The 13,705-nt window shown below is 41.5% G+C and carries 14 protein-coding genes; 6 read left to right on the forward strand and 8 right to left on the reverse strand.

Annotated elements, in window-relative coordinates:
- The first annotated feature begins 166 nt into the window (after positions 1–166).
- Complete coding sequence (locus ACYVIL_RS05160; RefSeq protein WP_460311830.1) at positions 167–907, forward strand: formimidoylglutamase; 741 nt, start codon at positions 167–169, stop codon at positions 905–907.
- Positions 908–919: 12 nt separating this feature from the next.
- Here the strand turns inward: ACYVIL_RS05160 and ACYVIL_RS05165 are convergent, their stop codons facing one another.
- From ACYVIL_RS05165 to xdhA, 7 genes are read right to left on the reverse strand one after another with little or no spacing between them, the layout of a single operon-like run.
- The gene (locus tag ACYVIL_RS05165) at positions 920–2,128 is read right to left on the reverse strand and encodes a urate hydroxylase PuuD (RefSeq protein ID WP_303472166.1); all 1,209 of its coding nucleotides are present in this window, start codon (positions 2,126–2,128) and stop codon (positions 920–922) included.
- On the reverse strand, positions 2,129–3,457 hold the full coding sequence (guaD, locus tag ACYVIL_RS05170; protein ID WP_460311811.1) for a guanine deaminase: 1,329 nt from the start codon (positions 3,455–3,457) through the stop codon (positions 2,129–2,131). It lies immediately after the preceding gene.
- A 6-nt stretch (positions 3,458–3,463) separates the two neighbouring features.
- Entirely contained in the window at positions 3,464–3,787 is a 324-nt protein-coding gene (gene uraH / locus ACYVIL_RS05175; protein WP_303472162.1) for a hydroxyisourate hydrolase, read from the reverse strand.
- A gap of 15 nt (positions 3,788–3,802) precedes the next feature.
- Positions 3,803–4,309 carry a 2-oxo-4-hydroxy-4-carboxy-5-ureidoimidazoline decarboxylase gene (uraD, locus tag ACYVIL_RS05180; protein WP_303472160.1) on the reverse strand — a complete coding sequence of 169 codons (507 nt, stop codon included), beginning with the start codon at positions 4,307–4,309 and terminating at the stop codon, positions 3,803–3,805.
- The gene (gene xdhC / locus ACYVIL_RS05185) at positions 4,306–5,160 is read right to left on the reverse strand and encodes a xanthine dehydrogenase accessory protein XdhC (RefSeq protein ID WP_303472322.1); all 855 of its coding nucleotides are present in this window, start codon (positions 5,158–5,160) and stop codon (positions 4,306–4,308) included. Before xdhC ends, uraD begins: the two co-directional genes overlap by 4 nt.
- On the reverse strand, positions 5,160–7,538 hold the full coding sequence (xdhB, locus tag ACYVIL_RS05190) for a xanthine dehydrogenase molybdopterin binding subunit (protein ID WP_460311812.1): 2,379 nt from the start codon (positions 7,536–7,538) through the stop codon (positions 5,160–5,162). The genes xdhC and xdhB overlap by 1 nt, the downstream gene beginning before the upstream one ends.
- Positions 7,531–8,970: a xanthine dehydrogenase small subunit gene (gene xdhA / locus ACYVIL_RS05195; protein WP_460311813.1), complete on the reverse strand. Its 1,440-nt coding sequence runs from the start codon at positions 8,968–8,970 to the stop codon at positions 7,531–7,533. Before xdhA ends, xdhB begins: the two co-directional genes overlap by 8 nt.
- Positions 8,971–9,253: 283 nt before the next feature.
- Here xdhA and ACYVIL_RS05200 point away from each other — a divergent pair, with 283 nt between their 5' ends.
- From ACYVIL_RS05200 to ACYVIL_RS05210, 3 genes are read left to right on the forward strand one after another with little or no spacing between them, the layout of a single operon-like run.
- Positions 9,254–9,898 carry a TetR family transcriptional regulator C-terminal domain-containing protein gene (locus tag ACYVIL_RS05200; RefSeq protein ID WP_303472155.1) on the forward strand — a complete coding sequence of 215 codons (645 nt, stop codon included), beginning with the start codon at positions 9,254–9,256 and terminating at the stop codon, positions 9,896–9,898.
- A 15-nt stretch (positions 9,899–9,913) separates the two neighbouring features.
- Positions 9,914–10,819, forward strand: a complete 906-nt coding sequence (gene puuE, locus ACYVIL_RS05205) for an allantoinase PuuE (protein WP_303472154.1) — start codon at positions 9,914–9,916, stop codon at positions 10,817–10,819.
- A gap of 19 nt (positions 10,820–10,838) precedes the next feature.
- Positions 10,839–11,834 (forward strand): adenosine deaminase, encoded by a 996-nt coding sequence (locus ACYVIL_RS05210; protein ID WP_460311814.1) that lies wholly within the window; start codon positions 10,839–10,841, stop codon positions 11,832–11,834.
- Positions 11,835–11,892: 58 nt separating this feature from the next.
- Here the strand turns inward: ACYVIL_RS05210 and ACYVIL_RS05215 are convergent, their stop codons facing one another.
- Positions 11,893–12,489 carry a cupin domain-containing protein gene (locus ACYVIL_RS05215; RefSeq protein ID WP_303472150.1) on the reverse strand — a complete coding sequence of 199 codons (597 nt, stop codon included), beginning with the start codon at positions 12,487–12,489 and terminating at the stop codon, positions 11,893–11,895.
- A gap of 55 nt (positions 12,490–12,544) precedes the next feature.
- On the opposite strand from ACYVIL_RS05215, the gene ACYVIL_RS05220 reads away from it, so the two are divergent.
- Both ACYVIL_RS05220 and ACYVIL_RS05225 read left to right on the forward strand, forming a co-directional pair.
- Positions 12,545–12,862, forward strand: coding sequence for an antibiotic biosynthesis monooxygenase family protein (locus ACYVIL_RS05220; protein WP_303472148.1), 318 nt, complete (start codon positions 12,545–12,547; stop codon positions 12,860–12,862).
- Positions 12,852–13,703, forward strand: coding sequence for a sulfurtransferase (locus ACYVIL_RS05225; RefSeq protein WP_460311815.1), 852 nt, complete (start codon positions 12,852–12,854; stop codon positions 13,701–13,703). The genes ACYVIL_RS05220 and ACYVIL_RS05225 overlap by 11 nt, the downstream gene beginning before the upstream one ends.
- Positions 13,704–13,705 lie beyond the last annotated feature (2 nt).

Genomic DNA, 13,705 nt, shown 5'->3' on the forward strand with positions numbered 1-13,705 from the left:
AGTGACTCATTGCATCGAAAGAAAAGCAGAAATCATCAAATGAATATCGCTCAATATTCGTATGTAATGAGCACATAACCTAAACAATCTAAGTGTAGATAATTAAGGTTGAAAGACTATAATTCGTTCTAACATCTGTAGTTTTGCATGGCATCTAAATCACTCAATTAAAGACTTGGGAAATGTGCAACAACAAAACAATTTAGAAGCAACACAAGATCACTTTGCACAGCAAATTAACGGAGCGTTGAACTCTTCTAAATTTGTTATTGGCTTGGGGGGCGGCCATGAGATAGCGCTGGCGAGTTATGCTGGCTTGCGCAATTATCTGCGTGCAAAACCCAAAGCAAAAATCGGTATTATCAACTTCGATGCCCATTTTGACCTCCGAAAACCGTTACCTCACGCAAGTTCTGGCACACCTTTTTACCAAATAGCCCAAACCTGCGAGTTAGACGGTGAATCCTTTCATTATATTTGTTTAGGAGTGGCCAAAGGGGCGAATACCCAGGTGTTATTTGATTGTGCGAATAGCCTTAAAGTGGGCTATTTATTGGATGAAGATTGTCAATGGAATACGGATTTGGTAAAAGCTAAAGGGTTGTTAACTCCCATGTTGCAGGGAGTTGATGAGGTCTATGTGACGGTTTGTTTAGATGCATTTCCAGCGGCATTGGCTCCTGGCGTGAGTGCGCCCAGTAGTTTGGGAATTTCCGTACCTTTTGTTATTGCGATTATACGTTGGTTATGTGAACAACAAGCTAGTCTAAATTTTAATTGGCGGTTAATGGATATTGCAGAACTGAATCCAAAATACGATATCGATGCACGAACCGCTAAATTAGCGGCTCGGATCTTATTTGAATCAGTTCATGCTAAGGCTGAAAGCGGTTTTGATCACAACTAACAACCCCAAATGTTAATTTAAGTTTTGTAGATACCAGTCTGCGACTATTTGACGTTCCTCGTCAGTCATTTTTGTTTTATTTAAAAATGGCATGTCACGCGTCACAAATACTCGTTGATAGATAACACTCAATTTGTTTTCAACATCTTTCCAATCATCCATAACCAGCCCTAACGGCGGCGAAGGGAACATATCGTCAGTTGGGCTGGTTGAGTGACAAGATAGGCAGTGCTTATCTAAAATTTGTTTAACTTGGCTTAGACTAACTTGCTCTGTATTTTGCTGTGTTTTCTGATTATTGCTGTGTTCTGTTGCAAACATATTTGGGGCTGAGACCCAAATAGCAATTGCCAGCATGGCGACAGCGCCGCTAATCAAGATCGATGGTTTTACCACACCCAGATGTTTTAAATTGAAAAAATGTCTTATCCACGCCGAAACTACACACAGCGCAATCAACACTAACCAGTTTTGCTCGTGCAAATAGGTCATGGGGTAATGATTACTGATCATAATAAACAAGATCGGCAGGGTGAGGTAGTTGTTGTGAACTGAACGTAACTTGGCCTTTTCTCCCCAGCTTGGATCAACCGCTTGTTTGTTCTTCACTGCATCCACCATGGCACGTTGAGATGGCATTATCTGTAGAAACACATTAGCCACCATTATGGTTCCAATAAGCGCACCAATATGGATATACGCGCCCCGACCGCTAAACCATTGCGTGGCCAACCAAGCAGCAAGGGTTAATAATAGTAGTAGGAAAAACGCAAATGCCAGTGGATTTTTCCCTAATGGACTTCGACAAGCGACTTCATAAATCAGCATTCCACCAAATATTAAACCTAGTCCCATTAGTATGGCTTGGGTTTGGGTGAGCTCCATCACATTGGGATCGATTAGAAATGCTGAGGCGCCAAAGTAGTACACTAGGATGAGTAAACAAAACCCACTTATCCAGGTGGTATAAGCTTCCCATTTAAACCAATGTAAGGTTTCAGGCATTTTTTCAGGACCATATTGATATTTGGCCACTTCATAAAAACCTCCCCCATGGACGGCCCAAAGATCGCCTTTTATACCTTTGTCTTTTTTCCAATCTGGCGGAGCCTGTAAGTTATTATCCAACCAAATAAAATAAAAAGATGCACCAATCCAGGCCACCCCGGCGATGACGTGAAACCAACGAATAAACAGTGATACCCAGTCCATCCAAACCATTTAATTGCTCCTAGTGGGTTGTTTAAACACCGCTTTACCAGCGATGTATGTGGCTTCAGTTGTGCGTTCATCTGCTAACATACTCAAAGCAAACAAAACATCAGAAGGTAGGTCAATTGACCCTTCTGAGATTAATGAATTTGTTCTAATTTCACTTAGTTGGCTAAATTTAGGATCCAGAATGACAAAATCTGCGTGGCTTCCGGGATTTAAATTACCAATACTGTGGTCTAAATTCAGCGCTGCAGCCGTTCCTTGTGTCATCATATACAGGCCATTTAATGCTGAAAGTTGACTATGGTTGAGCTGGCAAACTTTATAGGCATCTCCCATCGTTCTAAGCATATTAAATGAGGTACCTGCACCCACATCTGTGGCTAATGCAACGTTTACCGATGGTTGCCTGGCTTTGTCAAGATTGAACAATCCACTGCCTAAAAACAAGTTTGAAGAAGGGCAAAAGGCGATAGTGGCGTCTGTTTGTGCAAGTAAATCCCACTCAGCATGGTGTAAATGAATACAATGTCCAAACACGCTACCTTTTCTAACGAGATGATGGTGATCGTATACATCTAAATAGTGTTGATGTTGTGGATAAAGCTCTTTGACCCAAGCAATTTCATGGGTATTCTCAGATAAGTGTGTTTGAATATAGACATCGTCGTATTGTTGCGCTAATTCACCTAACGCAGCTAACTGACCTTCTGTACTGGTAGGAGCAAACCTTGGGGTTAAAGCGTATTTAGTACGATTTTTGTTATGCCACTTTTCAATTAACTCAGCACTATCTAGCTGAGCAGAAGTTGGGCAGTCTTGTAAGTCTTCTGGACAATTTCTATCCATACACACTTTACCAGCAATTAATGCCATTTGATGGGCTGTTGCTGCGCTAAAAAGTGCATCTGTGGCTTGTTTATGGACACTGGAATAGACCATGGCCGTGGTGGTGCCATTACAAAACAATTGGCTTAAAAACAATTCTGCCATGGCGTGTGCGTAATCATGGTTTTGAAATTTTGTTTCTGTGGGAAACGTAAAGTTTTGTAACCATTGGAGTAATTGCTCGCCATAGCTGGCTATCATTTCTGTTTGCGGAAAATGTAAATGGCTATCAATAAAGCCCGGTAACAATAGCTTACCTTGATAGTCATTAACCGGTAACGAAGAAAACTCCTCGGGTAGGGATGAATAATCACCCACTGAAGCTATTTTATCGTTACGCGTAACCAAATATCCATCTTTAAAGTACGCGTAACTCTGCTCTGGAGAGTCCGTGGCTTCTGGAAAGTGTAGAATGCTACTGCGAAATACTTGCAAATCTGAACTCATATTTATTTAGCTGCCTCGGTAACTACTAAAACCGTATGGTGAGATCAACAAAGGCACATGATAGTGTCCACCATCTTCAGGTAAGGTAAAGTTAACATCAACAAAGGGGTAGAAACTTTCGCCGTGTTTTTCAATTAAATAGGCTTCGACGGAAAATCGTAGTTGATAGTGACCGGCGACAAATTGGATGTTATTCCATTGATTGCAACGGCCATCACTATCTGTTTTGGCCTGCACCACGCTACCATCTGGGGTCGTTAAATGTAACGCTAAGTTAGCCACAGGTTTCCCTGCTGCGGTATCAAGTACATGACTGGATAAACTATTCATAAATTGATTCTCTGTTTAGGCGTTTAGGCCTTTTTCGATTCTTAATAAAGCGATTTTTAATTGTTGTTGGGCTGCTAACGCAATTTCAGTTTTAGTATCGTTGTGTATGCGCTCTTTAATTGCCGCCAACATGTTCTCGGCACTTTGTCCGGTAGCACATATGATGAAAATAAAATGGTTCTTTTCAAGGTATAAGTGGTTAAGACGATGAAGCTCCTCTAAGACCATAGGATCTGCGCCTATGGCACTGGCTTGTTCTTGTTCAGCTAAGCCTGAAGTATTGGCATATTTGGCTTCTAAGGTTTTAATGTCGCCAATCATCGGATGCGCTTTAAAGGCTTCTAAGTAGTCATCATCAGTTAAACTAGGCCATTTTTCGGTGGCAACTATTTTGATCTGCTCAACGGATGTGTAAGGACGAGTCTGAGCCATGAATCTTGACCAAGTAGTGGATTCACAGCAACTCTTAAACCATTGATAAGCTTCGGGTTCAGGTAATCGATTGAGTTCATCTAAGGTCATAGTAATTTCGCAATTTCCTTGGTTTGTAACCAAGCCTCTTGGCTATTTTGGGTTACCTTTGATTCTTGTTTATGGAGTAATTTAATCAGTTGACCGGCTACAGACACGGCAACTTCTATAGGGCGTTTACCCGGGATATCGGCAATGCCAATGGGGCAAACTAGCTTTTCCAGCAATTGTTCATTAACGCCATGATTAGTAAGGCGAGTTTGGAAGCGTTTGGCTTTGGTTTGAGAGCCGATTAAGCCTAAATACTGCACATGATCAATGTGGATTGCTTTGTGTACTAGTTCATAATCTAGCTGATGATCATGGGTCATGACCAAGACAAAATCGGCTGGGTATTCATCAAGTGCATCGACGCAATCATCAGCAATGAAGGTACTGACATTCGCGGGTAGTTGAAGCTGTGATTTATCGACTTGATCAAACATCTCTTGTCGAGAATCTACCCAAATAATATTTAAAGGCAGTTGCGATATAATGGGCACAAGAGCTTGTGCCACGTGACCGGCGCCAAAAATCATCAGTTGATTTACATGTTGGCAGAAAACTTCAAATAATACATGGGTTGCACCGCCACAACATTGGGCTAATTTAGCCCCTAACGGAAAGTACTCAACATGTTGGATTTGATTTTTACTGGCGAGTAATTCCCGTGCTTTTTGAATCGACAAATGTTCAAGTTGCCCGCCGCCGATGGTATCAAAAATCCGATCTTCAGTGACCACCATTTTGGTGCCTTGAGGGCGAGGAGTTGAACCTACTGAGCCCATTACGGTTAATACCACATAGGCTTTTGCGGTATTTTCGCAATGCATAACGCCATCAAACCACTGATTCTTTATCATCAATCAGCATCCCTTGAAGCCGCTATATTCTGACAAGCTTTTAGAATTTTTTCAGGCGTGGCTGGGGTATCTAATTCCGGATCCAATGTATAGTCTGATAAGCTGGATATTGCGTCTTTAATTGCACACCAAACAGAGATAGCCAACATTAAAGGTGGTTCGCCCACGGCTTTAGAGTTGTAGATTGTATTTTCAGTATTGGCATGGGGGTAAAGATCTACATTAAAGGTTCTTGGGGTGTCTCCGATAGCTGGTATTTTATAGGTCGCTGGATTATTACTGATTAATTTACCGCTTTTATCCCACAATAATTCTTCGGTGGTTAACCATCCCATTCCTTGAATAAATCCTCCTTCGATTTGACCAATATCGATGGCCGGATTAAGGCTGTTTCCCACATCATGGAGAATATCCACACGTTCAACTCGCATTTCACCGGTTAAAGTATCAATGAGCACCTCACTGCATGATGCGCCATAGGCGAAATAGAAGAACGGACGTCCTTTCCCCGTTTCGCGATCATAGTGAATTTTAGGGGTTTGGTAGAACCCTGTAGTTGAAAGTGATATGCGCTCAAAATAGGCGGTTTGAATGAGCTCCGCAAAAGGAAGTTTAAAGTCATGCAAACAGACATGCTGATGGATAAATTTCACATCATCAATACCTACAGTTTGCTCATTATCATTGCTGCTTTGTTCTGTTGATTGTTGCTTAAACAACTTCACCATTAACGGCGCTAAACGTTGTTTAATTTCAATACAGGCATTTTGTGCCGCTTTACCATTCATATCGGTTCCGCTGGATGCCGCAGTTGGGGAGGTGTTGGGCACTTTATCCGTACGGGTAGCGGTAACCTCTATTTTATCAATGGGTAAACCAAACTCGTTGGCCACCACTTGCGCGACTTTGGTATGTAACCCTTGGCCCATTTCGGTGCCGCCATGGTTTACTTGAATACTACCGTCAGTGTATACGTGCAGCAGTGCTCCAGCCTGATTGAGATGTTTAGCAGTAAATGAAATGCCGAATTTTACTGGTGTTAAGGCCAGTCCTTTCTTAATGATTGGACTGGACTGGTTAAATTCCTGAATGTGTTTTCTACGTTGCCAATAATCACTGCTGTGTTCCAACTTTTCGATTAAATCAGGCAATACGTTTTGGCCGATTGGCATTCCATAATGGGTTTCGTTGACCCCTACGTTTTGATAAAAGTTGCGTTTCCTGGCGGTTAGTGGGTCGAGTTTTCTATGCCGGGCAATTTTATCCAGCATATCTTCTGCGACAATCATGCCTTGGGGGCCGCCAAAACCTCTAAATGCAGTGTGTGAGACTTTATTGGTTCTGCACCTATGTCCGATAACGTCTGTTTGGCCAAGATGATATCCGTTGTCCACATGAAACATGGCACGGTCAACTATTGCGTCGGACAAATCCGGAGAATGGCCACAATCGCCATTTATTTCAAACTCACTGGATTGAATGATTCCATCTTGATTAAAGTTCACCCTGTATTTATTAGTGAATGGGTGGCGTTTGCCTGTGACTTGCATATCGAGCATTCGCGGTAATCGAATTTTTACTGGTACGGATTGACGCGCGGCTAAAACTGCTGCAATACAGGCCCATTGTGCCGCTTGTGTCTCTTTACCGCCAAACCCGCCGCCCATACGACGCATATCAACGGTCACTTTGTTAATTGAGACGTCTAACACTTCGGCGACTAATTTCTGGACTTCGCTAGGATGTTGACTAGAGGTATAGATCATCATGCGATCTTCTTCTTGGGGAACTGCCACAGAGACTTGTCCTTCAAGGTACAAATGTTCTTGGCCTCCCACATCTAAACAGGACTTTATTTGATGCAGCCCTTGTTGTTCATCTAATGAAGAATAGGTTTGTTGCATCTTGTGAGCTGGACGAACAAAATCTTGTTTTTGATGAGAATCGTCGGTATTTAAAGCGGCCGGTAATTGACTGTAGGTGATATCGGCATTGAGTACGGCTTGTCTGGCTAAACGGACAGAGGTCGCTAAAACAGCAAAAATGGCTTGCCCATTAAAGCTAACTTTATCGCTAGTGAGTATGGGATCCCCTTTAAAAACTGGGCCAATGTCTGTATGTCCGGGGATATCGTCTACCGTAATGACATCTACTACACCTGGACTAGACCATACTTTTGACAGATCCATTTGTTGAATGCTCCCACAAGCAACCTTACTGGTACCTATGGCGGCAAATAAAGTATTTGCTGGTAAATTTTTATCATCAACGTAAATGGCGCTGCCTGTCACGTGACGCTTGCCACTTTCATGTTTGCTTGATGTGCCAATCTTTCCAGAAGGGGTATTGTCTAGTTCCAGATCAATGAGTTTACGCATGATTTACCACCCGTGTTTCAATTAGATTGTTTTGCTGGGTGTTTTCCAACCAAAAGCGATGCCATAAATTAACCACTAAATCTGTACGGTATTGGGCTGAAGCACGAACATCATCCATAGGTTGGAAGGCTTTGAGTAATAATTGTTTACCCAATGCCAAGGTTTCTGATGAGCTCCAAGTAGCGCCTAGCATAGCTTGTTCAAATTCACTGGCACTTACAGGTGTTGCGGCAACACCGCCAAAGCCAGTAAACAGGCTTTCAATTTTGTCATCCTTAATTATGACTTGGAAGACGGCACAGACTGCAGATATATCATCTTCCATGCGTTTCGATACTTTGTAGGCTTTCAGTATTGCGTTTGATTGCAACAAAGGGAGGTGAATAGAGTCTATCCATTCTCCTTTTTGCAATGCGGTTTTACGATAATCAAGGAAAAATGATCTGGCTGGAATTTTCCTTTGGGAACTACCATCATCCACTGAAATTTCAGCATTTAATGCCAATAAAACCGGTGGCATATCACCAATAGGAGAGGCGTTGGCTACATTTCCACCTAGAGTTGCTTGATTGCGGATGGGAACCGAAGCAAATCGCCATAAAAGTTCGTTTAAGCTAGGAAAATGTTGCAAAAGTAAGGGGTCAATTTGGTTAAATGGCAATGCCGCACCAATGACTAAATGGGTATCAGTGAGCGTCATTTGGTTTAGTTCAGGAACGAATTTAAGATCGATCAAACAATCAAGATTTTTTAGTTGTTGAGTGACTTCTAATGCGAGATCCGTACTGCCCGCTACAAAACGCGCATTAGGATAGGTTTCAACTAGTTTGCCGAGAGCTTGCCGGGAAGTTGGGACAAATAGCCCGTCTAAACCTGGGTTGTGGGCTTCAATAGACTTTAGTAGCTCAATGGTTTGTCGTTCTGATTCATCGAATTTATCGGCTACTTTCCCATCACAACTGGAAAGGGCAGCATCGATAATAGGGCGATAACCGGTGCAACGGCATAAGTTTCCTGACAATGCCAATTCAACGTTGTGTCGAGTAGGTTGTGTGTTTTGATGATACATGGCAAAAAGCGACATGACGAAGCCAGGAGTACAAAAACCACACTGTGAGGCATGCTGGGTTTCCATGGCAGATTGCACTGGATGTAATTGTTTCCCGTCGGATATATGCTCAACAGTAATAAGTTGCTTACCTTGCAGTGCGCTAGTGAAGGTCACGCAACTATTGATTGACTTGTATTCAATGGCATCTTGTTGGGCATTTAATTGCGCTAAAACCACGGTGCAAGCACCACAATCACCGGAAGCACATCCTTCTTTCGTGCCACACAACCCCTGATGTTCACGAAGATAGTCCAGAACGGTTAGATCCGTTTCCACTGAATCAATATCAGTCTTCACATTGTTAAGTAAAAATTGAACCATAGTTTTTCCCGGCTACCCATTGGTTGATCATTATTTTAAATATCAATGTTCTTGAATATTTGAACAAACTAATATTGCGAATTTTTGTTTTGATTGTCTGTTACTATCCCTATAATATAAAACCTGACCAATTGGTCAACTTATATTGAAAGTAATTGATAGTTTTATTTAAAATAGTTTGCATGGCGACTTAGAAAAGCCAATAACTAATGATACATTGTTAAAAGGATGATAGACGTACGCCTGTAAAGGCTCCTCCCTTCAATAATAGAAATAATGGACCATGACAGATAATAAAATCAATAAAGAAGGCCGAATAGGCGCAGCAAATAAACAATTAATTTTAAATGCAGCCGAACATGAATTCGCAAAACATGGTTTTAAAGGCACTCGTATTCAGCAAGTCGCTGACAGAGCCCAATTGCCTAAAACGAATGTACTATATTACTTTAAAAGTAAAGAAAATCTTTATCTAGCAGTTTTACAACAAATTCTAGAATTATGGAACTCGGTATTTGATGAAGCCACAAAAGATGATGACCCTGCGGAAGTTTTAGCCCGTTATATAACAGATAAAATGGAGTTTTCTTTAGTTAGACCAGAAGCGTCCCGTATATTCGCATTAGAGATCATCAATGGGGCCCCTAATTTATATGGTTTTTACAAAGAACAACATGCTGCTTGGATGGAAGGCAGAGTAGAGGTTATCCAACATTGGATAGACGAAGGTAAAATTCAAACTGCAAATGCCCATTACTTGCTCTATAACATCTGGGCCTGTTGCCAACATTATGCTGATTTTTCTGCGCAAATTACTCATTTACAAGGTAAAGAGATGGACAGGGCGGAATTTGAGGAAGCGACCAAATCAATTATCAATTTAATATTGAAAGGTTGTAGCTTAGAGATACCAGAGAAATATCGATAAAGAAGGAAAATAACTATGCAATCTTATCCTCGTGATCTGAAAGGTTACGGGCAATTTCCGCCTCATCCTAAATGGCCTAATAAAGCCAAAATTGCCATTCAATTCGTTCTAAATTATGAAGAAGGTGGTGAAAACTGTGTGTTGCATGGCGACGAATTTTCGGAAATTTTCCTGTCTGAAATAATTGGTGCGAAAGCCTATGCGGATAGACATCAAAGTATGGAAACCTTATATGAATATGGTAGCCGTGCGGGTTTCTGGCGCATTTACCGATTGCTTAACGAACTTCAGGTTCCGGTAACCGTTTTTGGAGTGACCATGGCGCTACAGCGGAATCCAGAAGCGGTTGAAGCTATGCTAGCGTCCAATTGGGAAATTGCCAGCCACGCCATGCGTTGGATTGATTACCAAGATATGCCATTGGAAAAAGAACGCAAGTTAATCGATGCATCTATCCATCTACATCAAAAAATCACGGGCTCTGCGCCTAGTGGGTGGTATACCGGTAGAACCAGCCCTAACACACTTAAACTCATCGCAGAACGTGATGACATTATGTATTGTGCAGACACCTATGCTGATGATTTACCTTATTATGATCAGCATTACAGTAAACCACTTTTGATGGTGCCTTATACACTCGACACCAATGATATGCGTTTCGCCACTCCTCAGGGATTCAACAATGGTGAGATGTTTTTTCAGTATTTGAAAGATGCATTTGATACCTTATATCTTGAAGGGGAAGAGGCGCCTAAAATGTTGTCTATCGGTCTACATTGTCGAATTATAGGTCGTCCCGCGCGTTTGGCAGCCCTGCGTCGATTTATTGAGTACATTCAAAGTTTTGAGCATGTTTGGCTTTGTACTCGAGAGCAAATTGCTCAGCACTGGTTAACCCATTTTCCGCTCAAAAAATAAAAATTATAAAAGAGTCAATATGAACAATTTAATTCAACAATTACCGAAAACGGAATTGCACCTGCATATAGAAGGGACGCTAGAGCCCGATTTATTACTTGAGTTAAGTCATAAACATCATGTTGATTTACCCTATAAAAGTATCGATGAGATTCATGCTGCTTATAATTTTGAAGATCTTCAGAGCTTTTTAGATCTTTATTATTTGGGGGCTTCGGTATTGGTTGATGAAGAAGATTTTTATCAATTGATGTGGCGTTATTTGTGCAAGTGCAAAGCGCAAAATATAGTGCATACGGAAATGATGTTTGATCCTCAAACCCATACTGAAAGGGGAGTTCCCTTTGAAACCTTTATGGGCGGTTTTGTGCGGGCGATGGACGATGCTTCCCAGCAATGGGGACAATCTAGTATGTTAATTATGTCCTTTCTACGTCATTTAAGTGAGCAAGATGCCATCGATACCTTACAAGCATCTAAACCCTTTTTGCAGCATATTGAGGCTGTAGGCTTAGATAGCTCTGAATTGGGTAACCCTCCTGAAAAATTTGTTAGGGTATTTGAACAAGCTAAATCACTTGGTTTAGCCTGTGTCGCCCATGCAGGAGAAGAAGGGCCGGCAGATTACATATGGCAAGCCCTTACACTTTTAAAGGTAGATCGAATTGATCACGGCGTCAGAAGTGTAGATGATCCTAAACTATTGCAGACTCTGGTAGAAACTCAAATGCCGTTAACCGTTTGTCCGCTATCAAACACTAAATTGTGCGTATTTGATGATATGGCAGAGCATAATATTCTCGATCTTCTGGCTAAGGATATTTTAGTCACCGTTAATTCTGATGATCCTAGCTATTTCGGCGGTTACCTAAATGAAAACTTTGAAGCCCTGCACAAAGGGCTCAATTTGAATCAACAACAATTGGTAAAGCTGGTCAAAAACGGTTTTACTGGAAGCTTTCTAAGTGAACAACAAAAAGCCCATTGGATAGCACAAATAGATAACCTAGTTTAGAAAACTGAGTTTAAAGAAACTAAGCTATCTAACCTCAGCTTCCTATATTACTCAATTACTAATGTTCTCGGGTTAAGCGTGTAATTAGTGATGCATGTTGGGGAAACTTTTCCCTTAATACTTGTCTATTCGCTAACTCCATGTCGGTGTATTCAAAACCTGGCGCCACCGCTTCTCCAATTAATCCATAGCCATTTTGACCTTGTGGGGAAATGCTTGAAGCTTTCCACACGCCACCTTTTACGACAAATTGATACTCATGCCCGGCAAGTACGTCTGGACCTAATACTTTTGTTTGCAAAGTACCATCGGGATGAATGAGGTAATAGGTAATAGGATCCCCAGCATGAAAATAATGCATGATATCTGATGTATTGCGATGGAAATGACCTATGGGACTATCAGCGCTTAGCAGATAATAAATGGATGTCATTGTTACCCTAGTACCTTTAGGGGTATTTATAAGGGGTTGGGCGTCAGCTTTGAATGTTTGTTTGAAATACCCACCTTCCACGTGAGGCTCTAAATCTAAGGTTTCCACCAATTGCTGAATGCTTGGTTTTGGCTCTGCCATGTTTAGTTCTCGTTGACTTTGGTTAGAACAAGCACTTAACGCTAAAAAGCTTGCAGTGAGATAATATATTGATAACTTCATAAATATGGGGTTTATTAAACTATTTAGGTAAGTCACTATATCAAGGAGTTGAAGAATGACGCAAATGGCGAATACGCCTAAACCACCATACTATGCCGTTATCTTTACATCATTGGCCAGTGAAATCGATGATAGCTATGTTGAGACTTCAAACCAGATGCTGGCATTAGCACAGCAAATGTCAGGTTATTTAGGGGTTGAGTCAGCAAGGCAAGATTTAGGGATTACGGTTTCGTATTGGCGTGATCTCGAGTCAATTAAGCAGTGGAAAAACCATAAAGAACACTTAGCCGCCCAGCAAATTGGAAAACAGAAATGGTATTCATCTTACGCTGTAAGGATAGCCAAAGTAGAGAGAGACTATGAATTCTAATCAGATAGAAACCAATCGAGCCCTAATTCAGCCAGCCCAATTACAAGACTTATTGCAACGCGAAAGGGTCAACATATTATTTACTGATGTGGATTTTCCGGTTAATTACATCAGTAAACAGAGTGAAAAGTGCTATTTACCCAATTCAATTTTATTTGACTTCGACAATGTCTTTGTCGACAAGAACAGTGGTCTACCTCATTCATTGCCTTCTCCTGAACATTTTGCTAAAGAAATGTCGAATTTGGGGATCAATAATGATTCCACGCTAGTGATTTATGATGATCAAGGCAGTTTTAGCGCACCGCGGGTGTGGTGGATGTTGAAAGTTATGGGTCATGACAAGGTTTTTGTATTAGACGGCGGCCTGCAAGCTTGGATCGATGCAGGATTAGACGTTGCAGATGAGTTAGTTAAAAACCGTGAAAAAACCCAATACAAGGTTACCTTTAATGAACAATTATTGGTGGATAAGAAGAATATTCTGGATAATTTGAATAATCAGGATTGCCTTGTAATTGATGCGCGAAGCGCGGCTAGGTTCAATGGCACCGAGGCCGAACCACGCAAAGGGGTGAGAAGCGGCCATATTCCCCGTTCGCGTAATTTGCATTATGCTCAATTATTAAATGACGGAAAGTTTATCAATTCCTCCGCCATCAAACAGCTATTTGAGCCGATGATAGACGGTACTCAAACCCAGCTAATATTTTCATGTGGTTCAGGTGTTACCGCTTGTATATTGGCCCTAGCAGCTTACCAAATAGGTAATGAAAACTGGGCTGTGTACGACGGTTCTTGGAGCGAGTGGGGGTCTGATCCCTTGTGTCCTATTGAATAACG

It is taken from the genome of Aliiglaciecola aliphaticivorans, assembly GCF_054782055.1.